The organism is Streptomyces sp. NPDC006435 (assembly GCF_040612315.1).
Classification (GTDB): domain Bacteria; phylum Actinomycetota; class Actinomycetes; order Streptomycetales; family Streptomycetaceae; genus Streptomyces.
In genome coordinates this window covers 273,465-296,304 of sequence record NZ_JBEXPY010000004.1, presented here as the reverse complement: position 1 = coordinate 296,304, position 22,840 = coordinate 273,465, and the positions used below count along the sequence as shown (strand labels likewise).

The following is a 22,840-nucleotide window of genomic DNA, read 5'->3' as shown; positions in this document are numbered from 1 at the left end:
GCGGACCGCGAGGCCGGTGGAGGGTGGCGCCGCCGTCGGCGGCCCCACCCGGCGGGCATCAACAGCAGTAGATGCTCGCGCACGAACCACAGGCGGTACCGCTGCCCGAATTCGTCGGCGACGCAAGGGGCGGGATTTCCTGCTCCAGATCACCGATCACCAGGTCGAATACCTCATCGGCGCTCTGGTCCGCCTCGACCCTGCCCTTTTCCGCGACAGCCTGCATGAACACACTCCTCCCGCGCTGAGTTATGAATTCGCGGCCAGCATGACGGGGATAGAATGTCCATGTCAAGAGGGCGCTGTTTGCCATGTCTACATCGGATCCGGCCGAATTCCGGTGATCTTCGGTCAGTGCCATTCGGCTCGCCCACACTGGGCCTGTCGGTACACACCAGATCCCCGGGAGGCAGCCATGGCTCGCATCGCGTCGTACGTACGTCACCGGCTGGGCAGGATGCGCGGCACGTACCTCTACCCGTACCCGAACTGACCACGCGGTACCTGAACCGGGCACGCCGTGTCTGAACCGGGCACGCTCCGGCCGCGCACCGCGGCGCGGACGTGCGCGGACGAAGGGACTCCGGGGCCGCGCCCGCGCGGCGCAGCCCCGGAACACCAACCGGAAGAACTTCCGGAACACCAACCGTAAGAACTTCCGTAAGAACTTTCGGGAGAACTTCCGGAAGAGCGCGAAGGGATGTGATGACGGTCGTCGACCCGGCTGATGAGCGGCTGCACCGGCCCATGCCGTGGGCCACCGGTACGTCCGGCGCGACATGGCGGCCGTCGGACGCCCACGCGTACGAGCGGGACCCCGCCGGGTTCCTGTCGGCGGCGGTCGACCGGTGCGGCGACACGTTCCGGTTCGGGCGGAACGCGGTCTTCGTCGCCGACCCGGACGAGGTGCACACGGTTCTCACCGGGACGGGGCGCGAGTTCCGCACCGGACGCGACATCCTCGACGGCTTCCGCGGCAACCCCGACGAGATCACCGCACTGTGGCTGCGGGGACGGCGGGCCGGCCGGGCCGGGCTCGCGGCACGCGCGGCCTCGGCCGGGGCGCACCGCATGCACGAGCGGATCCGCACCGACCTGGCCGCCCTCGCCGGACGCCCGGTGGACGTGGCCGACCACGCCCCCGGACTGTGCTCGCGCGCGGCGCTCGCCCACTGCCTCGCCACGGTCCCCGACGAGCTGCCCGCCCGCCTCGCGACGGCCGCCGAACGGCTCACCGGCGTCCTGGACGCGACGCTGCCGTTCCCCGCCTGGGTGCCCGGCTCGGCCGCCCACCGCGCCCGTGCGTCCGTACGCGCCCTGGCGGGCGTGCTGACCGAGGTCGTCGAAGAACGCGGACGGAGGCGCGGCCACGGCGGCACGGAACCCGGCCCCGACGATGCGGAGCCCGGACCCGGCGGCGAGGCCGGGCACGACGAACCCGACCTGCTGGACGCACTCCTGACGGACGCCGACGCCTCCGCCCGGGAGGCGCGGGCCGCCCTGCAGATGATCATCACCGGCACCCATGTGGTCCCCGGCGCCGCGCTCACCTGGCTGATGGCCGAACTCGCCACCCGGAAGGGGCTGTCGGAGTCCATCCGCGCCGAGGTCGCCGCGCACGGGACGACCGGCGACCTGCCGTACACCACCGCCGTGGTCAAGGAATCCCTCCGGCTGCACCCGCCGGTCTGGCTGATGACCCGGGACGTCGCCCTCCCCACCAGGATCGCCGGACACGCCGTCGGCCCCGGCGACCAAGTGGTGTTCAGCCCGTACCTCCTCCAGCGCGACCCCCGCCGGTGGGACGCCCCCGACCGCTTCCGCCCCGAGCGCTGGCTGGACGAACCGCATCCCCGCCGCACCCGTCACGCCTGGATCCCGTTCAGCGGCGGCACCCGGATCTGCGCCGGCTACCGCCTGGGCCTCCTCCAGCTCACCCTCACCGCCGCACTGCTGGCCACCGAGTACACCGTCGAGACCGTGGGCGACATCGACCTGACCCCCACCTACAAGAGCGTGCTCACCCCGACCGACCTACGAATGCGCTGGGACCCGAAACCGCCCCGGTGACCACTCGCCATTCACCCGGCAGTCGGCAGTGCCCTGCCCGAGACCTCATGCCGGCAGTGGCCCTACTCCACCTCGATGCCGTACTCCTGGACCAGTTCCTCCAGGCCGCCCCGGTATCCCTTGCCTCCGCCGACGAACTCCCAGTCGCCGTTCGCCCGGCGACGGAAGGAGCCCAGCACGAGGGCGGTTTCGCCGGGGCGGCCGTCGGAGACCTCCAACTGGTCGAGCGGGGTTCCCCCGGCGTCCAGCAGCCGGATACCGGCGTTGGTGAAGCCGGACAGATCGGCCGCGGGATCGGCGACAGGGTCGATTGCGGCGATGACGACGAGACGGTCGGCGCGCGTCGGCAACGCATCGAAGGAGACCTGGACGGCGGCTCTGTCCGGCGCGACGGGGACGAGCGTGCGGACCGTGCCGTCGGGTGTCCGGGGGTTGTTGAAGAAGACGAAGTGGTCGTCGTCCAGAACGCGGTTGCCGTGACAGACGAGCGCGCACACGTCCAGGGCCACGTCGCCCGACCAGTACATGCCCAACACGTTGTGGTCGTCCGTGCCGGTCCCGCTGTCCGGTGCCGTCCGCTGGGCGGGAACCGGGCGTTCGCCGCTGCCGCCCAGCCGCCCGCGCAGCCCGTGGCGGTGCAGCAGGTCGACCAACTCGGAGCCCGTCACCAGTTCCAGGGGCTTGCCGTTGGCGAAGGCGTGCGAGCCGGGGCCGAATCCGGACGTCGTGACCAGGACGCCTTTGTTGGCACCGGCGTCCTGGACGGTGCCGTACAGGTCGCGGACGGCTGTCGGGGGCACGGTGTTGCGGTAGCGCTTGACCTGTACGACGATCTTGCCGCCGCGAATCGGGGTCGGGTCCAGCGCATCGATGTCCACGCCGCCGTCGTTCGAGCGCTGTGTGGTCACGGCCTGCATGCCCATGGCCCGGAACAGATCGGCGACCAGCGTTTCGAAGGCGATGGGGTCCATCCCGTACAGATCCGGCTCCTCGTCGCCCCCGTGGGTGACGACACCGTTGCCGACGTCTTCGGGTACCCGGCCGGGCCGCACGGACGCGTACTGATCGGGTCGTGACGACAGCTGCCCCCTGAGCCCGTCCACCAGGCAGTTGACGGCGTTCACCTGTTCCAGATGCAGCTCGGCGAAAGTCGAACGCGAAGCCATGACGGTGCCGAGGAACATGGGTGCCCGCCTGCCGGTCGTCGGGTCGTGATCGTCCACGAACCCGTTCAACGCGACCGATTCCAGCGCACCGAACTCATCGGCTGCGAAGAGATCACGCAGGACCAGCAGGAGACACTGCGCGAGTACGTCCCGGTACAGGGCACGACGCTGCGTGACCGGTCGGGGCGACTCCTTCTCCTGATCGGCGTTGATCATGTAGCGCACCGACTTCGCCTCCGGGACGACGTCGTACCTGGGCAGCTCCCAGTTCAGCACCAACTGGCGCGCGCCGGAGTCGTACGCCGCGGACACCTGGCGGGGCAGGTCCTCCGGCCAGCCGGCCGAGGAGTAGAGGGCGGCGGAGAAGTACTCCACCACGGCCTCGGGATCACCGTTGCGAAGCCCCGTCGTCATCTCCGCGATGCCGGCGTTGTGCCGCCGGATCTCGCCCAGCCGGGCCTCGGCCCACTGCTGGTACTGCGACTGGTAGGCGGCCAGCTGCTGCCGGCGCCGTGCTTCCGCCGCCTGCGCGGCGTGCCAGTCGCGCTCGAACCTGGACCGGGCCTCCGCCTGTGCCTGGGCCCGCTGCGCCGCGGTCCAACCACCTTGCGGCTGGTATTGGTTCGGGTCCGGCATGTGGATGGGGTGCGCGAGCTGCCCCGGGGAGAACGCCTCGACCTGCTCCGCCCGGGTCAGTGCTCCGGCCCTGAAGGCCGGAGCCCGGCACCCCGTCGCCAACAGCCCCTGTAAGGACTCGACCCGTGCGTCGAGTTCCTCCGTACGCCGCCGGGCCTCCGCCTCGCGCTGCTCCCGGTACGCCGCTTTCTGCTCCCGCTGGCTGCGCGCGAGTTCCCGCTGGTGAGCGCGCTGCTGCCTTTCCTGATCCCGCTGGTACCTGGCTTGCGCCTCACGTTGACGTTGCTGTTGGCGCTGCGCTTCGGCCCAGACAGCGACCAACCCATTGGAGCGACGGCTCATGCTCTACAGGCCCTCCCCACCAGCGACGTGGCGGGCATGCACCAAGTCCTGGCCCCATGACCAACAGTGATGGGACGACTCTAGTCGGCAACCAGCCGCGCGCCCATGCCCTTGTCATGGTTGGCCCCATTCCAGCCCTCCACCCCGACCTGCGCGTACCGAGGTGAAGCGACACCTGCCGACAGGACGTCCGGCGTCCGGCGTCCGGCCCGAGCCGTGTCGTGAAAACTTCGTGCCGAGGTGCTGCCGGCTGCGGATGCCGGCCCGGTCACCCGGCAGACCTCGTCATCGCTTCTTGCGGAGCTTCCGCATCTTCGCTTCGGCTTCCTTCTTCTTCCGCTGCTCCACCCCGTACGCGGACCAGGGCCCCTGATGCTTGGCGCATCGTGAGCTACCGATGATCGCCTTGCTCCGGCAGCGGCCTCCGCTCTGCGTCGGAGCACCACACTTCGACTGGACCATCCCGCCCCCTTCTGCTCGGACGCCGGAATGCTTCCAGCGCTCGCCACACCGGGGAAGGCGCAATCGTGGCGGACAGCAGCACGGACGGCACACGCCCCGGGAGGCCGCCGGACGTGTGCGCGACGGGAGCAACCTTCCGGATCTTGAACAGCAGGGCTTCCTCGGCCGTCGCCCGTCACGGCCCGGGCCGCTCCACCGCATGGCTCACCGTGACGCCGATCCCGGCCACACGGTTCACGACGCCCGCCCCGGGGAGAACAGCAACGGCGCCGGCGGTGAGGCCGTACGACTCCCGCCCCGTCGACAGCTGCACCGGCTTGCCGTCCGCCAGGAACTCGTACGCACAGCGCATCCCCCGATGCCGCCAAAAGGCCCCGGACCATGACCGGTCCGGGGCCTTTCGCCTGGTGCCCCCGGCAGGATTCGAACCTGCGACACCCGCTTTAGGAGAGCGGTGCTCTATCCCCTGAGCTACGAAGGCGGGGCTGTCGGGCGAGGTGCGGTGCCTCTGCGGTGTTGCTCGTGCAGGTGGCGGGACGTACCGATGACCGACCAGGGACAGCGTAGCGGATCCGTGCCGGGGAGGGGCTTCCATGTCGGAGTGGCCGGGCCGGGGGCGGGGTGGGGGTCTTCGGGGTGGGGGTTTGCCGGGCGAGTGGTGGGGGTGGGGAGGGGGATTCGGGTGGGGATGTTCCGGGGGTGAGGCAACCCGGGGGCGGTGGGGTGCATGTTTACAAGGGAGGGGCTCGTGAGGGCAGTTGGGGGTGGGCGTACCGTTCTGAATGATCAGCAAACGCCGTTGTTCAGTACGAACGGGGGTAATTCGGCATGCCTTGCCGCGCAGGAGTTTCCGGGGTGCTGTCGATGTGGTCGCCGGTCCGTGTGTGGCCGTGACCGTCGGTGAACGGCTGTGCATGTCCGTGCCCTCGGGGTGGCCGTTCGGTGTCCCCGGTGATGTCCCCGGTTGCTGAACCGGTTGTTCCGCTGTCTCGAAGGATCCCTCAAGGAACCCCAAGGACCCCCCATGAAACACCCCTTCGTCCCCCTGCTGGCCGCCGTCATCTGTGCCGCAGCCGTCATAGGCATGATCGTGACCGGAGGTGATCCGGGAACGCCCCGGGGCTTCCACCGTCACAAGGACGGGACCCTCACGATCGATCCCCGGCACCGTCCGGACGCGCCGTCCTTCATGGGGACCGGGGTCGACGGCAGGCCGATGAGCCTCTCCGACCACGCGGGGAAGACGGTGGTGATCAACGCGTGGGCCTCCGGGTGCGGGCCCTGCCGCAAGCAGGTCTCGATGCTGGAGGGGTACCGGAAGAAGGCGGAGGGGCAGGACGTCGTCGTCCTTGGGCTGAACCGGGACAGCTCGCCCAGTGTGGCCCGCGCCTTCGTCGAGGAGCACGACATGTCGTACCCCAGCCTCCTCGATCCCGCGGGGAAGCACCTCCTCACGTTGCCCAAGGGGCTGCTGAGCACACAGGGGGTTCCCGTCACCCTCGTCATCGACCCGCGCGGCCGGATCGCCTCGACGGCGTCCGAGGCGATCGGTGAGGAGCGTCTGGCGGATCTCGTCGCCACGGCGGCGCGGGTGTCGTCGCCGACCCCGTCGTCGTCCGTTTCTCCGTCGCCGTCCGTTTCTCCGTCCGGGAGTTGAGCGGGGCCGGGGCGGTCAGGGGCGGGTGATGCGGACCCGGTAGTTCCCGTCGCTGTCCTCGTCGACCACGGATATGCGTATCCCGTTGGCCCGGTCGGTGAAGGTCTCACCGGGCCGGAAGGGGGCGTCGGACAGTTCGGTGTGCACATTGGGCAGGCGGGTGCAGCCGGTGCTGTCCTCGGTGCTGTCCGCCACGGACACCGGGCCCTGCCCGGTGTCCACGTCCGAGCTCACCCTGTAGATCAGCACGCCCGGCCGGCAGATCGCGTGGTCGTTGCCCGCCCGGGTCCGTACCTCCACCGCGTACCCGGACTCGTTGCTCAGCGGTACGAACGCCAGCTTCGTGCCGCCCCGGGGGGCCAGCGGCCGTAGCACGTGTTCGCTGGTGCCGGACTTCGCGGCGCAGCTGACCTGCGAGTTGTCCAGCCAGCCGAGCTTCCACTTGTGCCAGCCCAGCAGGTCGTTGTCGGCCCCCCAGTCCTCGGACATGATGTCCCAGTGCCCGACCGCTCCGCCGCCCTCCATCGTGTACAGGTCGGGCAGGCCGAAGACGTGGCCGTTCTCGTGCGGCAGGACGCGGTACCCGGTCTTCTCGAACGATCCCGAACCGTCGTCCTGGCGGCTGTAGATGAAGGACGTGTTGGCGAGCGGGACCCCGTCCGCGCGCGGGGCGTCGTCGTTGCCGGAGAAGGTCACGGACAGGACGGTGTCCAGGGCGGAGGGTCCGGCGTTCGGGGTGACCAGGACGTTGACCAGGTCGTACGTGGCGAAGTCCACCTTCGGGTCGGCGGCGGCGACGATGTCCTGGACGAGGTGGCGGTAACCCGGTTCGTACGGTGAGCCGCGCTCGACCCCGTACTCGGAGAACGGCAGTGGCATCCGCAGCCAGGACTTCACGGGGGTCTCGGGGACGTAGGTGAGCCGTCCGTACGAGCTGGTCCGGAACCATTGGGTGGTCTGCGGGAAGAATTCGGCGTACCGGTCCATCGCCGGTTCGGTGCCCGGTGCGTCCGGGAAGTCGATCATCAGGTTGAGGGCGCGGACCTTGCCGGTGGAGCGGGCGTAGCCCTCCGGCGTCGGTATGCCCTCCGACATCTGCACGCCCATCGTCGCGGATATCCGGCACGGGGCTATGCCTGCCGAACGGGCGTTGGACACCGGGCCCGCGGAGGCCCGGCCGGTTATCGGCAGGGTGTTGCTGGCCGTGGCCATTGCCGCTATGACCAGGGCCGTTGCCGATCCGAGCGCGAGCGGGCGGCGGTGCCTGCGTATCCGGTGGCGTGGTTTTTGCATAGAAGCGCCTCGGGGTCCGCGGCAGTCGGCCGACCCTGACTGCGCTCTGCGCATCAGCCTGTGTCGGGTGCTGCGGGGCCGCTCGCTGGGTGCGCCGTTCGGCTGGTTTCCCGATTCCCAGGAGTGAGCCACATCACATTCCGGTGTGGAAATAAGCGGGGAGTCCTTCCCCGTTTGCATCGGTGTCCCCGCGAAACGGGGAGACGGTCCCCGGTTACGGGAGGGGGTCGTCGAGGGGGACACAATGAGAACGAGAACGAGCAACGAGGATCGGAAGAGCGAGGACAGCCGTCGTGGACACCGTCGCCAGTACCGCAGCCGGAACGGCGCAGCCCCGGACATCCCGTCCGCGGGCCGATGCGCTGCGCAACCGGGAGCGGATCGTGACGGCCGCGCGCGAGATGCTCGTCGAGTTCGGGCCGGACGTGCCGCTCGACGAGATCGCCAGGCGCGCCGGCGTCGGCAACGCCACGCTCTACCGGAACTTCCCCGACCGGGCCGCGCTGACGCACGAGGTCGTGCTCGCCGTCACCTCCCGGACCACCGACCGTGCGGAGGAGGCGGCGGCCGAGGAGGCCGACCCCTTCGTCGCGCTCAGTCGTTTCGTGCACGCCGCTGCCGACGAACGGATCGGGGCGCTGTGCCCGATGCTGTCCGGCAGCTTCGACAAGGACCACCCCGAACTGCTCGCCGCGCGCCGGCGCCTCGAAGAGGCCGTCGAGGGGCTCGTGGCGCGCGCCATGTCCGTAGGGCGCCTGCGCACCGACATCGCCGTCGGTGACGTCATGGTCGCCCTCTCCCAGCTCACCCGGCCGCTGCCCGGCACCGGCTGCCTGAACATCGACCGGTTCACCCACCGCCATCTACAGCTGTTCCTGGACGGACTGGAGGCCCCGGCCCGGTCCGAACTGCCGGGAACGGCAGCGACCTTGGAGGATCTGCGGCGCCGGGCGTGACGTCCGCGCCGGGTCCCGACGGGGAACCCGGCGGCGCGTCCGCCACGCCACACCGACCATCCCTCTCCGCCCCACTCCTCCTTCCTTTTTCTCGTCCTCCGTCCGACGGCGAGCGGTAGTCGACCGCTCGGCCGGGACGGGGCGGCCGGTTCGCCCGGTCCGTTCGACGACCCCTTGTCCACGACTCACCGGTTCACGACTCACCGGTTCACGACTTCTCGCGCCCCCGTGCGCCCTTAGGTGGATACACCCATGCCGAAAACAGCCGATCTCCGACTTCCCGACCCCAGCCGCTGGAAGGCGCTGGCGTTCATAGCCCTCGCGCAGTTGATGGTCGTGCTCGACGCCACGATCGTGAACATCGCGCTCCCGCACGCCCAGACGGACCTCGACATCTCCGACGCCAACAAGCAGTGGGTCATCACGGCCTACGCCCTCGCCTTCGGCGGGCTGCTGCTGTTCGGCGGGCGGATCGCCGACCTCTGGGGCCGCAAGCGGACCTTCGTCGTCGGGCTGATCGGCTTCGCGCTGGCCTCGGCGCTCGGTGGCGCGGCGCAGAACCAGGCGATGCTCTTCGGCTCCCGCGCGCTCCAGGGCGTCTTCGGCGCGCTGCTCGCCCCGGCGGCCCTGTCACTGCTCGCCGTGATGTTCACCGATGCCAAGGAGCGCGCCAAGGCGTTCGGCATCTACGGTGCGATCGCCGGTGGCGGTGGAGCCGTCGGCCTGATCCTCGGCGGTTTCCTGACCCAGGTGCTGGACTGGCGCTGGACGTTCTTCGTCAACATCCCGTTCGCCGCCGTCGCCGCCGCGGGCGCGTACTTCGTGATCCGGGAGCCGTCCGGCAGCCGCAACCGTTCGTCGCTCGACGTGCCGGGCGTCGTTTTGTCCGCGCTGGGTCTGGTCTCGCTGGTGTACGGGTTCACCCGCGCCGAGACCGCCGGCTGGTCGGACGGGCTGACCATCGGCATGTTCGTCGCGTCCGGCGTGCTGCTGCTGGCGTTCGTCGTGACCGAGGCCCGGGTCAAGTCGCCGCTGCTGCCGCTGCGCGTCGTGCTCGACCGCAATCGCGGCGGCGTCTATCTCTCGCTGGGCCTCGCCATCATCGCGATGTTCGGGCTGTTCCTCTTCCTGACGTACTACCTCCAGGTCGTGAAGGGCTACTCGCCGATCAGGACGGGCTTCGCCTTCCTCCCGATGATCGCGGGCATGATCACGGGGTCCACGCAGATCGGTGCCCGGCTGATGACCCGGGTCCCGGCGCGCAAGCTCATGGGCCCCGGTTTCCTCGCCGCCGCCGTCGGCATGCTGCTGCTGACGCAGCTGGAGATCGACTCCTCCTACGTCGGCCTCATCCTGCCCGCGCAGCTCCTGCTGGGGCTGGGCATGGGCACGGCCTTCATGCCGGCCATGTCGCTCGCGACGCACGGCGTCGAGCCGCGCGACTCGGGTGTGGCCTCCGCGATGGTCAACACCTCGCAGCAGGTGGGCGGTGCGATCGGTACGGCGCTGCTGAACACCATCGCCGCGTCGGCCGCGACGGCGTACGCCGAGTCCCACGCCGCGCTCGGCGCCACCGCCCCGGAGCTGCTGAAGCTCCAGTCGATGGTGCACGGCTTCACCGGCGCCATCTGGTGGGCGGTCGGCATCCTGCTGGTGGCCGCCGCGATCGCGGTGACCTTCGTCAACGCCGGTCGTCCCACCTCGGCCCCGGTGTCCGGCGGCACGGGGTCGGGTGACGCCGACGGCGTCGAGGACGAGTTCAGGATGCCGGTCGTCGCCCACTGACCGAGGGCGTCCACCGACCGGAGGAGCGGTGGCGCGAACGCGGCCGTGTCCCGGTTTCCGGTCCCGATCCCCGATCGGGCGGAAGCCGGGGCACGGCTGTTCCGTTCCCCCGTTCCCCCGTTCCCTCGTTCCCCCGTTCCGCCGTTCAGTCCCGGCGTTCCGTTCCGCTGGTTCGTTCCGGCGTTCCGTTCCGCGGGCAGGGGTTCAGCGCAGCCACGGCAGGTCTGCGTCCGTGCCCTCCGGCTGGAGTCCGGAGGCGAGGACCTGCATGATCTCGCCCAGCGAGCGCACCTGCTCGGGGGTGAGCCGGTCGAACATCGCCTGGCGCACGGCTCTTACGTGGCCCGGAGCGGACCGGCGCAGCATCTCGTAGCCCTCGTCCGTGAGGACCGCGTTCTGGCCGCGCTTGTCCGACGGGCAGTCCTCGCGGCGCACCCAGCCGCTCTTCTCCAGTCGTGCGACGGCGTGCGAGAGCCGGGAGCGGGTGATCTTGGCGTTCCGGGCCAGCTCGGTCATCCGCATGCGGCGACGGGGGGCCTGGGAGAGCTGGACGAGCAGTCCGTAGTAGATGTGCGGCATGCCGGCGTCGCGCTGCAACTGGCGGTCGAGGTGATCCTCCATGAGCGTGGTGGCGTGGAGGTACGCACGCCAGACGCGCTGCTCTTCGTCGGAGAGCCAGCGGGGCTCGCCGGGGGATGCCGTGGTCATGTACTCCACTGTACGACCTTTTCTTGAAAGTTGAACTAGATAGAGCTAAGGTCTCGGGAGTGGGAAGCTTGAACTTTAAAGAATGCTTCCTCTCGAATGGACCACCAGAAGACTTACCTTGATCAGCAGCGGATGGGGAGTGCCATGACTGTCACCGCGGAACGCATGCCCGCCCTCTACCTCTCCCACGGGGCCCCGCCGCTGGCCGACGACCCGGTCTGGCCCGGTGAGCTGGCCGCATGGTCCGCCGGGCTGCCCCGGCCCAGGGCGATCCTGATGGTCTCCGCCCACTGGGAGGAGGCCCCGCTCGCGCTCGGCGCGACGGAGACCGCCCCGCTCGTCTACGACTTCTGGGGCTTCCCCGAGCACTACTACCGGGTGCAGTACGCCGCCCCCGGCGCCCCGGAACTCGCGGAGAACGTGCGCAAGCTGCTGCGCGGCGCCGGTACGCCGGTCCAGGACATCCCGGACCGGGGGCTCGACCACGGGGCGTACGTACCGCTGGTGGAGATGTTCCCCGACGCCGACGTCCCGGTGCTCCAGATCTCCATGCCGACGCTGGACCCGCAGAAGCTGATGGACATCGGGCGCAGGCTCGCGCCGCTGCGCGACGAGGGCGTCCTGATCGTGGGCAGCGGGTTCTTCACCCATAATCTGGCAGCGCTGCGGCACGCGGGCGGCGTACCCGGCTGGTCGGTGGAGTTCGACGACTGGGGCAACCGGGCGCTCCAGGCACAGGACGTCGACGCCCTGCTGGACTTCGAGCGCAAGTCCCCGGCGGGCCGGCTGGCCCACCCGCGCACCGAGCACTTCGCGCCGCTCTTCGTGACGCTCGGCGCCTCGGAGGGCGAGCTGGACCGGGGCCGCAGCGTCATCGACGGGTTCTGGATGGGACTCGCGAAGCGGTCGGTGCAGTTCGGCTGAGCGCAGGTCGCGGCACCGGGGCGGGGCGACCGGCGGTCCGGTGGCCGCCGCCGGTCACAGTGCCGGCGGGTTGAGTTCGATCGAGCGGAGCGCGGCGGCGAGGGCCGTCGCGTCCCCGACGTCCAGCGCGGTGTCGGTGAACTTGATGGTGTGGTCGTCGCCGTGCGCCGCCGCCCGCGCGAACAGCTCGTCGGCGGAGGCGTCCGCCGGTTCGTACGGGGCGGCCTCGGCCGGGCCGTACGCGGCGGTGACCGCGGCGCTCGCCGCCCACGCGGCCCCCAGGCTCGGCGCCCACAGCGCGCGGGGGAGCGCGGGCAGGGCGCGCAGGACGGCATTGGGTGCGGTCGCGGCGTGCACCAGCATGATCGGCTCGCCGTGCCCGTGCGTGGCGAAACGGTGGGTCGCGGCCCGCACCAGCTCCTCCAGCCGGGCCCGCGCCTCGTCCGGGTCGTCGGCGGACCGCCGCGGCCACACCGGGAACGCGGTGAGCTGTGCCAGCCGGTCCCGGATGCCGCCGCTCTGCTCGGGCACCGGAGGTACGGCGTCCAGTGCGGCGGCGGCGTCCGGCGCGGGCGTCAGCGGCGTCAGGGCGGGCAGCGGCTGATGGCGGGCGGCCCAGTAGCCGAGGCCGTGGGCGAGCTCGGCGACACGGGGCGCGGTCGCCTCGCCGACGAGCAGGGTGCGTACGGAGTGGCCGACCCGGATCACGGGGTGCGTGGCGCCCGCAGCGATGCCGGGGAGCAGTCGCGGCCACCACTCGGCGAGGACGTCCCGCCAGGGGCGCTCGGCGGTCTCGCGCCCGAAGTACTCCGTCCAGTCCGCGATCCGGCGCGGGTCGCCCAGGGCCTCGCGCCAGTTCTCCGCGGTCACCCGGGACGAGGTGTCCGGCATGTCCTCCAGCTTGTGGCCGTAATGGTCCAGCCAGTGGTGGACGGCCGGTGCCTGCCCGTGCCGGACCAGCGCCTCGACGGCCATGGGGGCGTGGTTGCTCAGCCAGCCGTTCCGCTCGGGGCCGGAGGCGTGAAGGCGTTCCAGCGCCTCGTCGAGCGTGCCGGTGGTGTCGTCGGCCGGGATGGCCGTGCCGGCTGCGGCGGCCGTGTCGGCCGGAGCGGGGGCGGGGGTCGCGTTCGTGCTCGTGTCGTCCATACGGGGGGACGCTAGGCGCGGGGCCCGCCCGGAGTAACGGACCGCGGACCCATCGGGCCCGGTCAATGGGTCCTAGACCCATGGCCCGAGGTACGGGCCGGGGTCGACAAGCCGGACATCCCGAGCAACCCGAACGGGGCGCCGGTCGTCTTCGGGGTGGGAACGCAATCGCGGCGGCCACCGTTCGGGTGTGAGAGGGGGCAACGGATGTGAGTGCGGTCTCACGCGCGTAATGGCCATGGATGTCCATGAGCGTCCGTGAGCGTCACCGAATCGCCCCCGATGCCCGGCCTGACCTGCGCTTCTGCCCGGCTTTTCGGCCCTCGTGCGCCCTCGTGGCGGGACAGGGTACTGCATGATCACGAAAATGAGTGCCCCGCGTGGGAATTCTGTCCGGATTCCAGTCGTTGTTTCCATCGGATGCAGGGCACCCGGAAGGGTGTCGCGACCTACTCAGCAAGGGAGCACGCATGGCAACCCGTGCCGTCGCCCGTCGTTCGTCCGCCACCGGTGGGACCAGCCGGGCAAGCAGTGTTCGCGCCGCGGGCGGAGAGATCGCCGATCGCGACCTGGTCGGCATGTACCTGGACGAGATCGCGCGTACGCCGCTGCTCGACGCCGCGAAGGAGGTCGAGCTGTCGCAGGCCGTCGAGGCGGGCGTCTACGCCCGGCAGATACTCGACGGCGCGGTGGACAGCGAAGCCGGCGGAGCCACGCGCGAGGAGCTGGAGGCGCTGGTCGCCGAGGGCGAGCGCGCCAAGGACGTATTCATCCGCTCCAACCTCAGGCTCGTCGTTGCCGTCGCCCGCCGCTACCCGCGGGCCGGGCTCCCCCTGCTCGACCTGATCCAGGAGGGCAACGCCGGCCTGGTGCGCGCGGTCGAGAAGTTCGACTACGCCAAGGGCTTCAAGTTCTCCACGTACGCGACGTGGTGGATCCGTCAGGCCATCACCCGTTCCATAGCCGACCAGTCCCGCACGATCCGGCTCCCCGTCCACCTGGTGGAGGAGCTCGGCCGGATACGCCGGGTGCAGCGCGAGTTCAACCGCGAACACGGGCGCGAGCCGGAGCACACGGAGATAGCCGCCGAGCTGGACTCCACGCCGGAGCGCGTGAGCGACGTCCTGGACTGGGCCCGCGACCCGGTCAGCCTCAACATGTCCGTGGACGACGAGGGCGAGACGCAGTTCGGCGACCTGCTGGAGGACACCTCCGCGGTGTCGCCCGAGCAGTCGGTGCTGACGCTGCTGCGCAGCGAGGAGCTGGAGGACCTGATCGGCAAGCTCGACAACCGCACCGCGTCGATCATCCGCATGCGGTACGGCATCGAGGACGGCCGCGAGCGGACCCTCACCGAGGTGGGCAAGCAGCACGGGCTGACCCGGGAGCGGATCCGCCAGATCGAGAAGCACGCGCTGCTCGAATTGAAGCGAATGGCTCACGACACGGGTTTTGACGCTGCGGCGTGAGCCCCGGTCCAGTAACCTCCGAAATGGGTCACTTCGCGTGACCCCCTGAAGCTGAGTCCCGGCGCCCACCCCCCCCCTGGCGCCGGGGCTCATTTCTTTGCGCCCGCGCCTGTGTCTGCGCCCGTGCCCGTGCCCGCGCCTGTGCTCGTGCTCGTGCTCGTGTCCGAGGGCGTCACCGGGCTGCCGCGCGGCTCAGGCGGGCGCCCAGGTCGTCCAGGTAGTCCACCAGCTGTGGCGGCTCGTGCACCGTGAACTCGCAGTCCACCAGCGCCAGTCGGAGCGCCACCCACTCCAGCGAGTCCGCCAGCGTGGCCCGCAGCCGGCAGCTGTTCCCGCCGGTCGGCTCCAGCGGGCCGATCACGGCAGGCAGCCGCGCGGACACGAACTCGGCCGGTGCCGCGAAGCTCACGTCGACCTCCAGTTCCGGTCGGCTCCGGGCGATGGAACCGGCGAGGAACTCCGCCGCGTCCCCCGTGGGCAGCTCGCGCGGCGCGAACCGGGCCCCGGTCGCGAACGGTTCGCTCACCCGGTCGACCCGGAACGTGCGCCAGTCCGAACGCCCCAGGTCGTACGCGACGAGGTACCAGCGCCATCCCGTGCTCACCAGCCGGTACGGCTCGGCCTCCCGCTTCGTCTCGGCGCCGTCGCCCGCCCGGTACGCGAACCGCAGCCGCTCCCGCCCGGTGACCGCCGACGCCATCACGGTCAGCGTTTGCGGGTCGATGGTCGAACCGTCGCCGCGGGTCAGCGGCATCGTCGCGTTCTGCAGGGTGGAGACCCGGTGCCGCAGCCGGGACGGCAGTACCTGCTCCAGCTTGGCCAGGGCCCGTACGGACGCCTCGTCCACCCCCTCGATGGCATGCCCGGCGCCCGCCCGCAGCCCCACCGCGATGGCCACCGCCTCCTCGTCGTCGAGGAGCAGCGGCGGCATGGCGGTGCCCGCGACCAGCCGGTAGCCGCCGACCGACCCGCGCGTGGCCTCGACCGGGTAGCCGAGGTCGCGGAGCCGGTCGATGTCGCGGCGGATGGTGCGCGGGCTGACTTCGAGCCGTTCGGCGAGTTCGCTGCCCGGCCATTCGCGGGGCGTCTGGAGGAGCGACAACAGGTTCAGCAGTCGTGCCGGGGTGTCGGTCATGGGCTCAGCCTTCTGCCGGTCTCGGCGGTCTCGGCGGTCTCGGCGGTTTCGGAGTTCTCGGTGGTCTCGGTGGTCTCGGAGTTCTCGGTGGGCGTGGTTGATCGTGATGGTCGTGAGAGTGACCTTGGTTACCTCGGCGACCTCAGCGGTCTCGGTGGTCCCCGTGGCCCCTTGGGTTCCGTGGTCCTGACGGTCCCGGCGGTCCCGGCGGTCCTGCGGTCTCCTCAGGATGCTCGCCCATTGGGTCACGAACTGTCCTAATGGACCTCTAATTTCTTCCCATGACTTCTTCCACATCTCTGCCGTCCGCGGCATCCGGGCCCGCAGGGCCCTCGGCACCGTCGGACCGGCGACGCTGGTTCGCGCTCGCCATCGTGATGACCGCGGCCTTCATGGACCTGGTCGACGTCACGATCGTCAACATCGCCATCCCGAGCATCCAGGAGGACACCGGCGCCTCGTTCAGCTCGATCCAGTGGATCACCGCCGGATACGCCCTGGCCTTCGCGGCCGGGCTGATCACCGGCGGCCGGCTGGGCGACATATACGGCCGCAAGAAGGTCTTCCTCATCGGGATCGGCGGCTTCACCCTGGCCTCCGCGCTCTGCGGCTTCGCGGCGAGCCCGGAGATGCTGGTCGCCTCCCGCATCCTCCAGGGCGGTACTGCCGCACTGATGGTCCCGCAGGTGCTGTCGATCGTGCACGCCACGTTCCCGGCGCACGAGCGGGGCAAGGTCTTCGGGCTCTTCGGCGCGATCGTCGGCCTCGGCGCCGTCTCGGGACCGCTGCTGGGGGCGCTGCTCACCGAGTGGAACATCGCCGGCCTCGAATGGCGGCCGATCTTCCTGATCAACCTGCCGGTCGGCATCGTGGGCCTGGTCCTGGGCCGGAAGTTCATCACGGAGTCCAAGGCCCCGAAGGCGCTCCGGCTCGACCTGATCGGTGTCGCCCTGGTGACCCTGGGCATGCTGATGCTGATCTACCCGCTGACCCGTGGGCGCGAGCTGGGCTGGCCGCTGTGGGGGTACGTGTCGATGGCCGGCAGCCTGCTGGTGTTCCTGGCGCTCGTGGTGTTCGAGCGGGCGAAGGCGCGGAAGGACGGTTCGCCGCTGGTCGAGCTGTCGCTGTTCCGGGTCAAGAGCTTCGCCGCGGGCATCGCCGTGCAGCTGACCTTCGGCGTCGGGCTCGGCATCTTCTTCCTGGTCTGGACGCTCTACATGCAGATGGGGCTCGGCTGGAGCGAGTTGCGGGCCGGTGTGACCGGTGTGCCGTTCTCGGTCGCCGTGTCGTTCGCCGCCGGGATCTCCGTACAGAAGCTGGTGCCCCGCTTCGGCCGGAAGGTGCTCCAGGCGGGTGCGCTGCTGATGATCGCCGGTCTGCTGATCTACATCTGGGAGTCCGGCCGGTACGGCATGGACATCACGTCCTGGCAGATGGTGCTGCCGCTGGTCGTCATGGGGGTCGGCATGGGCCTGATCGTGGCGCCGCTGACGGACGTGGTGCTGTCCGAGGTGCCGAAGGAGCACTCCGGTTCGGCGTCCGGGCTGATCAACACCGTGCAGCAGATGGGCAACGCGCTCGGGCTCGGGCTGGTCTCGGTCGTCTTCTTCGGCGCGATCGGGGACGGGCTGAAGCCGCAGCAGGTGGGACCGGCGTTCGGGGAGGCGTTCCGGGACTCGCTGTGGTGGGTGGCCGGGGTGCTCGCGGTGATCTTCCTCGTGATGTTCGCGCTGCCCGCACGGCCTCGGCAGCACGTGGAGGGCGGCGACGGCACGGACGACGCGTCGGACACGGCGGATGTGACTGATGCGGCCGACGTGGCGGACGTGGCTGGGAGCACGGCGGTGGCGGCGGACGGTCCGGGACTCTCCAAGGAGCCCGCGCTGACGCCCTGAACCGTGCGGGCCCAGGGGTCGTACGGGCCCTGAGCCGTACAACCCCCTGGGCCTCGCCGGAAGAACGCGCAGATGCCCGCACCGTCCTCCGGGTGCGGGCATCTGCGCGTTCGCGCGCGGGAGCGGCCGAGGCACGTGAGCCGGGCCCGGGGCGGTGGCCCGGAGCGCGTGAGCCGGGGTCGGGCCCGGGGCCGGGGCCGGGCCCCGGGATCGGTGACCCGAGGTCCGTCAGCCGAGGTCCGTGACCCGAGGACCGGGGTCAGCCGATGCGCGTGCGGCTCTCCATCGCTCCGCGCGCGGTGGCCTCGTCGCTGTACACCTCGCACATGTGGCGGCCGTCGGGCGTGGCGGTGTGCTCGACCTCCCACAGACTCGTCTCGCTGCCGTCGAGCAGCAGGAAGGCGTGCTCGTACAGGGTGAAGCCGGCGTTCCGTCCGTCGACCCTGCACTGCCGCCCGAAGACCTGGGTGATGTGGTGGGCGAAGGCGGCGCGCAGCAGTCCGGCGGTCTCCTCGCCCGGCACGTCGCTGTTCTCCGCGCGGCGCAGGACGCGGCGGGCGTGATCGGCGGAGTTGTCCGGGGCGTACGTGCGGGGCAGCGGGGCCGGAGGAGCCGTCATCAGGAACGTGAGCACCTCCAGGTCGGTCTGCGACCCCTCGTCCCCGAACATCGGGGCCTCGCCGAAGCTGCCGGACAGCCGGGCGGCGGCGAGCCGGACGTCGGCCTCGTCGTCGTACAGCTCGTGGTGGCCCAGGTCGTACGGCACGGGCCCGGTGCGGAGGCCCGTCGCGCCCCGCGGACCGCTGTGCACCAGCTCCCACAGAGTGAGGGCGGTGCCGTCGGACAGCAGATACGCATGCCGGTGGATCTCACGGTGCAGAACGGAACTGTGGTGCGAGGAGTGCAGGGAACTGCTGTGGGCGAGCGCGGTACCGAGTCTCTCGACCGTACTGTCGGGCAGGTCGAAAGAGTTGAGTGCCCGTCGCATGAGTCGGTCGAGATGCTGCTCGGTTGTCTCGTACGGATCGCTCAAGGTGCTGTCTCCAGGCCGTTGCCGCGTGTTACTTGCTGCGTGCTTAACGTAGTCCCTGGGTCCGACATTGTGACCGGGTTCATGAAAACGTATGGCGCACGCGGATGGTTCCTGCCGCTTCGTCCGAACTTCCCTACCCCGTGGGCGAGTCGGGAACCGGATGATCATGTTCCATCTGCTCCGTCTGTTCCAGCCGTTCCAGTCGTTCCAGCCGTTCCAGTCGTTCCGTCCGCTCAGGGCGTATGTGTGTGCGGTAGAGGTCGCTGTACGAGAGGTGGCTTCCCCCGTCGGGGCCGCCGTCGACGGTCCGGGCCGCACGGATGCCCTTCACGATGGCACGGGTGAGCGCGTCCGCGCCGGCCGCCAGCAGTTCGTTGAGCGCGATCGGGTTCTGCGGGTCCAGTTGCCGGGCGCCGGTGGCCAGGGCGAAGACCGTGTCCCCGTCGGTGAGCAGGTGCACGGGGCGGACGGCGCGCGCCAGCCCGTCGTGCGCCGTGCCCGCGAGCTTCTGGGCCTGGGCCCGGGTGAGGTCGGCATCCGTGGCGACGACGGCGAGCGTGGTGTTGAGCGGAGGACCCGCTTCCGTGTCCTGGGCGTCGGTGAGGCGCCGTTGCGCCGCGCGATGGACCTCGGGCGCCGGGTGCGCCGGTGGCTCGGCCGCGCCGTACTCCCCGTACAGCACCCCGGTACGCGGATCGAGCACCGAACCCGCCGCGTTCACCACGGCCAGGACGCCCACCGTGATGCCGGACGGCAGCCGCACGCTCGCCGTGCCCACGCCCCCCTTGAGCCGGCCGGCGAGCGCGCCCGTCCCCGCGCCGACGTTCCCCTCGGCGACCGGGGCGCCCGGCTCCGTGCCCGCCGCGTCCTCCACCGCCGCGCGGCCCGTCGAGGCGTCCGGGCGGGCCCGCCAGTCGCCGCCCCGCCCCAGGTCGAAGACGCAGGCGGCCGGGACCACCGGCACCACCTGCGACGGGTCGGGACCGACCCGCACCCCGCGCCCCTGCTCCTCCAGCCAGGCCATCACGCCGGACGCCGCGTCCAGGCCGTACGCGCTGCCGCCGGTCAGGACGACGGCCTCGACGCGCTGCACCAGATTGCGCGGATCGAGCGCGTCCGTCTCCCGGGTGCCGGGGCCGCCGCCGCGTACGTCCACGGCCGCGACCGCGCCGCCCTCGGGGGCGAGGACGACCGTGGTGCCGCTCAGCGCCCCCTCGCCCGCCACCTGCGCGTGGCCGACGCGCAGCCCCGCGACATCGGTCAGGGCGTCGAGGGGGCCGGTGGCGTCGGCCGGCGCGTCGGGGGAGCGCATCAGTCCCGGGCCGGGGGACGGCTCCGGATCCCGAACCGGCTCCGGGTTCGGGGCCGGGTTCGGGCTCGGCGGTTCTTCCGTCATGGCGTACTCCTCACGCTCCCCACGCTTGTCGTGTGCACCGTGCTCCATGCCCCGTCACCCGTGCTTCCGTAATCCCCGTCACCCGTGCTTCCCGCACTCCCCGCCTCCTCCTGCCGGGCTCACCCGGCCACGTCGGGCCGCCGTGACAGCAGCACGCTCACGGCCACGGTCGTCGCCGCCACCAGACCGGCCACGAAGACCGCCCAGGAGCCGACGAACGTACAGACCAGGATGGCCAGCGCGGCCAGGGGGAGGGGCAGTTGCTCCGCGAGGTCGCGCTTGAAATGGCGTGCGTGCAGTGCCCACACCGTCAGCATGAAGAGTGCGGAGGGCACGGTCACCGCGGCGGCGGCCACCTCGGTCGGGACGTGGGCCTTGCCCACGGCCTCCTCCACCGCGACCTCGATGCCCGCGCCGATGGCGGCCGCGGAACCGAAGATCAGGTAGTGCCCGTATCCCCAGACGAACGCTTCCCTGCTGCCGCGCAGATAGTCATGGATCGGCACGGCGAAGTAGATCCACCAGGCGGAGAAGACGATCAGCAGCCCGCCCGCGGCGATCGGCAGCAGTTCGGCGAGCGCGTCGTGCTCGTCCAGGGCCTCCTGGACCGCGACCGTGGCCGCCGCGATCGTCTCGCCCAGCACGATGATCGTGAACAGGCCGTACCGCTCACCGATGTGGCGCGGGTGCCAGCTGGTCGAGCGGTCCCGCTCGGCGATCGCCGGAACGGACATCTCCGCGAGCACGAGCACGACGAAGGCGGCGGCGCGGACCCCGGCCGATGAGTCGTCGGGCAGCGCCAGCATGGCGATCCAGCCCAGCTGCACCACCATGATCCCGACGGCGTACCGCAGCGCGACGCGCCGTTCGGCGCCCTCGGTGCAGTGCGCGGCGCGCAGCCACTGGCTGGTCAGCGCGAGCCGCATCACCACGTAGCCGATGACGACGACCGTCCAATCGCCCGCGTCGAAGGCGCGCGGCACCCCGGCGGCGAGGACGAGCACACCGGTGATCTGGACGAGCGTGACGACGCGGTACAGCGGGTCGTCGGTGTCGTAGGCCGAGGCGAACCAGCTGAAGTTGACCCAGGCCCACCAGATGGCGAAGAAGACGGCCGCGTAGCTGCCGATTCCGGTGAGGGCGTGGCCCTCGGCGACGGCGTGGACCAGGCGCCCGCCCGCCTGGGCCACGGCGACGACGAAGCACAGGTCGAAGAAGAGCTCCAGCGGGGTCGACGCGCGATGTTTCTCGGTGCGGCTGCGAGCCGTCATTACAGGCATGGAAGGCAGCACATCAGACGGGGCCCGGCCGTGCCGAACGGGGCGCACCCCGGACGGGCGAGCGGCGTCACCCCACCGATCCGTAAAACAGGACCGATCGTCACATACGACCCTACGGTGACGGGGTGACCGAGCCACCAGAAGCCTCCGCCGCAGCCGAACGGCCCGCCCCCGGCGCACGCACCGGCCCTGCCGGAGCCCTTGGCGCCCCGACGCCGACCGGGTCGGGCGAGCTGGACGGGACGGGCGGGACGGGCGGGTCGGGTGGGTCGGGTGGGCCAGGCAGGTCGGACGGGATGGGTGGGTCGGACGGGGCGGCCGGGGGCCGAAGCGCCGGGGCCCGCTCCGTCACGGCGCGCGCGACCGCGGCCGGTGTCGCCGTCTCCGTCCTGCTGATCCTCGCGATCGTGTTCGGGAGCCGGCTGCTGGAGAACTTCGACTCCGCGCTCCTTCCGTACGCCGTCGCCACCGTCTTCCTCGCCTTCGGCGTCGCCCACCGCTACACGGTCTGGGTCTCCGCGCCCGGTGCCCGGCGCCTGTTCAAGCAGGGGTGGCGGAGCTTCTTCTCCGCGGCCAACTTCCGCAAGGCGCCCACCGCCCTGCCCCGGATGATCGCCACCTACCTGGGCTTCCAGAAGTTCCTCGGGGCCCGTTCCCACGCCCGCTGGGCCGCCCACCAGCTGATCTTCTGGGGCTGCGTCCTCGCGGCCCTGATCACCTTCCCGCTGACCTGGGGCTGGTTCACCTTCACCTCCGGCACCGGTTCGGGACCCGGCTACGAGATGCGCATCTGGGGCTTCAAGATCATCGGGTTCGACTCCCTGAACGTCCTGGGCTGGCTGATGTTCCACGGCCTGGACATCGCCGCCGTGCTCGTCATCCCCGGCGCCTCGTACTTCCTGTGGCGGCGCATGAAGGACCGCGGCGCCATCACCGGCCAGCGCTTCGCCTACGACCTGGTCCCGCTGATCGCTCTCATCGTCATCTCCGTGACCGGTCTGCTGCTCACCTTCTCGTCGATCTTCCTGCACGGCGGCGGATACGAGTTCCTGGCGGTCCTCCACATGGTGTCGGTGGTCTTCACCCTCATCTACATCCCGTTCGGGAAGTTCTTCCACATCGTCCAGCGCCCGGCCGCGGTCGGCATGCAGCTGTTCAAGTACACCGCCCGGCAGGACCAGGAGGTCTTCGGCTGCCGCCGGTGCGGGGAGCCCATCGACACCGGCCCGTACGTCGAGAACCTCCGCGGCACCATGCGCGACCTCGACCTCGGCTTCGACGAGTGGGCCGAATACTGCCCGCGCTGCAAGCGGGTGCTGCGCGGCAGCGCCTATCTGACCCAGGTGAAGAAGGGCTACCGGTGACTGCGGACCCGCGAGCGGCCGGCTCGCGCACGACGGCCGACCCCCGTGCGACGGACGGCTCCCGTACGACCGGCTCCCGTGCGGCCGTCCCCCTCGACCCCTCCCTCGCCCCGCCCGGCACCC

At 71.0% G+C, this 22,840-nt stretch carries 18 protein-coding genes and 1 tRNA gene; 8 read left to right on the top strand and 11 right to left on the bottom strand.

The window, feature by feature from the left end:
• Positions 1 to 58: 58 nt before the first annotated feature.
• Complete coding sequence (locus tag ABZZ04_RS07340) at positions 59 to 226, bottom strand: hypothetical protein (RefSeq protein WP_356931206.1); 168 nt, start codon at positions 224 to 226, stop codon at positions 59 to 61.
• Between the two features lie 479 nt (positions 227 to 705).
• Here ABZZ04_RS07340 and ABZZ04_RS07335 point away from each other — a divergent pair, with 479 nt between their 5' ends.
• Positions 706 to 2,070 (top strand): cytochrome P450, encoded by a 1,365-nt coding sequence (locus ABZZ04_RS07335; RefSeq protein ID WP_356931205.1) that lies wholly within the window; start codon positions 706 to 708, stop codon positions 2,068 to 2,070.
• A 62-nt stretch (positions 2,071 to 2,132) separates the two neighbouring features.
• Here ABZZ04_RS07335 and ABZZ04_RS07330 read toward each other — a convergent pair whose 3' ends face one another.
• From ABZZ04_RS07330 to ABZZ04_RS07320, 3 genes are all read right to left on the bottom strand, one after another.
• Entirely contained in the window at positions 2,133 to 4,214 is a 2,082-nt protein-coding gene (locus ABZZ04_RS07330) for a restriction endonuclease (protein ID WP_356931204.1), read from the bottom strand.
• Between the two features lie 637 nt (positions 4,215 to 4,851).
• Complete coding sequence (locus ABZZ04_RS07325) at positions 4,852 to 5,028, bottom strand: hypothetical protein (RefSeq protein ID WP_356931203.1); 177 nt, start codon at positions 5,026 to 5,028, stop codon at positions 4,852 to 4,854.
• A gap of 53 nt (positions 5,029 to 5,081) precedes the next feature.
• A tRNA-Arg gene (locus ABZZ04_RS07320) sits at positions 5,082 to 5,157 on the bottom strand.
• Positions 5,158 to 5,700: 543 nt separating this feature from the next.
• Here ABZZ04_RS07320 and ABZZ04_RS07315 point away from each other — a divergent pair.
• Complete coding sequence (locus ABZZ04_RS07315; RefSeq protein WP_356931202.1) at positions 5,701 to 6,333, top strand: TlpA disulfide reductase family protein; 633 nt, start codon at positions 5,701 to 5,703, stop codon at positions 6,331 to 6,333.
• Between the two features lie 15 nt (positions 6,334 to 6,348).
• On the opposite strand, the gene ABZZ04_RS07310 is transcribed toward ABZZ04_RS07315, so the two are convergent.
• The gene (locus ABZZ04_RS07310) at positions 6,349 to 7,626 is read right to left on the bottom strand and encodes a M6 family metalloprotease domain-containing protein (RefSeq protein WP_356931201.1); all 1,278 of its coding nucleotides are present in this window, start codon (positions 7,624 to 7,626) and stop codon (positions 6,349 to 6,351) included.
• 293 nt (positions 7,627 to 7,919) lie between these two features.
• On the opposite strand from ABZZ04_RS07310, the gene ABZZ04_RS07305 reads away from it, so the two are divergent.
• The gene (locus ABZZ04_RS07305) at positions 7,920 to 8,582 is read left to right on the top strand and encodes a helix-turn-helix domain-containing protein (protein ID WP_356931200.1); all 663 of its coding nucleotides are present in this window, start codon (positions 7,920 to 7,922) and stop codon (positions 8,580 to 8,582) included.
• Positions 8,583 to 8,834: 252 nt separating this feature from the next.
• On the top strand, positions 8,835 to 10,367 hold the full coding sequence (locus tag ABZZ04_RS07300; RefSeq protein WP_356931199.1) for an MFS transporter: 1,533 nt from the start codon (positions 8,835 to 8,837) through the stop codon (positions 10,365 to 10,367).
• Between the two features lie 204 nt (positions 10,368 to 10,571).
• Here the strand turns inward: ABZZ04_RS07300 and ABZZ04_RS07295 are convergent, their stop codons facing one another.
• Positions 10,572 to 11,084 carry a MarR family transcriptional regulator gene (locus ABZZ04_RS07295; protein WP_356931198.1) on the bottom strand — a complete coding sequence of 171 codons (513 nt, stop codon included), beginning with the start codon at positions 11,082 to 11,084 and terminating at the stop codon, positions 10,572 to 10,574.
• A 135-nt stretch (positions 11,085 to 11,219) separates the two neighbouring features.
• Here ABZZ04_RS07295 and ABZZ04_RS07290 point away from each other — a divergent pair, with 135 nt between their 5' ends.
• Positions 11,220 to 11,999, top strand: coding sequence for a class III extradiol ring-cleavage dioxygenase (locus ABZZ04_RS07290; RefSeq protein ID WP_356931197.1), 780 nt, complete (start codon positions 11,220 to 11,222; stop codon positions 11,997 to 11,999).
• Positions 12,000 to 12,053: 54 nt separating this feature from the next.
• On the opposite strand, the gene ABZZ04_RS07285 is transcribed toward ABZZ04_RS07290, so the two are convergent.
• Positions 12,054 to 13,145, bottom strand: a complete 1,092-nt coding sequence (locus ABZZ04_RS07285; RefSeq protein ID WP_356931196.1) for a questin oxidase family protein — start codon at positions 13,143 to 13,145, stop codon at positions 12,054 to 12,056.
• 470 nt (positions 13,146 to 13,615) lie between these two features.
• Here ABZZ04_RS07285 and ABZZ04_RS07280 point away from each other — a divergent pair, with 470 nt between their 5' ends.
• Entirely contained in the window at positions 13,616 to 14,614 is a 999-nt protein-coding gene (locus ABZZ04_RS07280; protein ID WP_356931195.1) for a sigma-70 family RNA polymerase sigma factor, read from the top strand.
• Between the two features lie 172 nt (positions 14,615 to 14,786).
• On the opposite strand, the gene ABZZ04_RS07275 is transcribed toward ABZZ04_RS07280, so the two are convergent.
• Positions 14,787 to 15,749 (bottom strand): YafY family protein, encoded by a 963-nt coding sequence (locus ABZZ04_RS07275; protein ID WP_356931194.1) that lies wholly within the window; start codon positions 15,747 to 15,749, stop codon positions 14,787 to 14,789.
• A 281-nt stretch (positions 15,750 to 16,030) separates the two neighbouring features.
• Here ABZZ04_RS07275 and ABZZ04_RS07270 point away from each other — a divergent pair, with 281 nt between their 5' ends.
• Complete coding sequence (locus tag ABZZ04_RS07270) at positions 16,031 to 17,644, top strand: MFS transporter (RefSeq protein ID WP_356931193.1); 1,614 nt, start codon at positions 16,031 to 16,033, stop codon at positions 17,642 to 17,644.
• Between the two features lie 259 nt (positions 17,645 to 17,903).
• Here the strand turns inward: ABZZ04_RS07270 and ABZZ04_RS07265 are convergent, their stop codons facing one another.
• The 3 genes from ABZZ04_RS07265 to ABZZ04_RS07255 all read right to left on the bottom strand — a co-directional run bounded on the left by ABZZ04_RS07265 (position 17,904) and on the right by ABZZ04_RS07255 (position 21,344).
• Entirely contained in the window at positions 17,904 to 18,677 is a 774-nt protein-coding gene (locus ABZZ04_RS07265) for a DUF6227 family protein (protein WP_356931192.1), read from the bottom strand.
• A 133-nt stretch (positions 18,678 to 18,810) separates the two neighbouring features.
• Positions 18,811 to 19,989 carry a P1 family peptidase gene (locus ABZZ04_RS07260; RefSeq protein WP_356931278.1) on the bottom strand — a complete coding sequence of 393 codons (1,179 nt, stop codon included), beginning with the start codon at positions 19,987 to 19,989 and terminating at the stop codon, positions 18,811 to 18,813.
• Positions 19,990 to 20,192: 203 nt separating this feature from the next.
• Positions 20,193 to 21,344, bottom strand: coding sequence for a low temperature requirement protein A (locus ABZZ04_RS07255; protein ID WP_356931191.1), 1,152 nt, complete (start codon positions 21,342 to 21,344; stop codon positions 20,193 to 20,195).
• Positions 21,345 to 21,649: 305 nt separating this feature from the next.
• Here ABZZ04_RS07255 and ABZZ04_RS07250 point away from each other — a divergent pair, with 305 nt between their 5' ends.
• Positions 21,650 to 22,717, top strand: coding sequence for an MFS transporter (locus tag ABZZ04_RS07250; protein WP_356931190.1), 1,068 nt, complete (start codon positions 21,650 to 21,652; stop codon positions 22,715 to 22,717).
• The last annotated feature ends 123 nt before the right edge of the window (positions 22,718 to 22,840 follow it).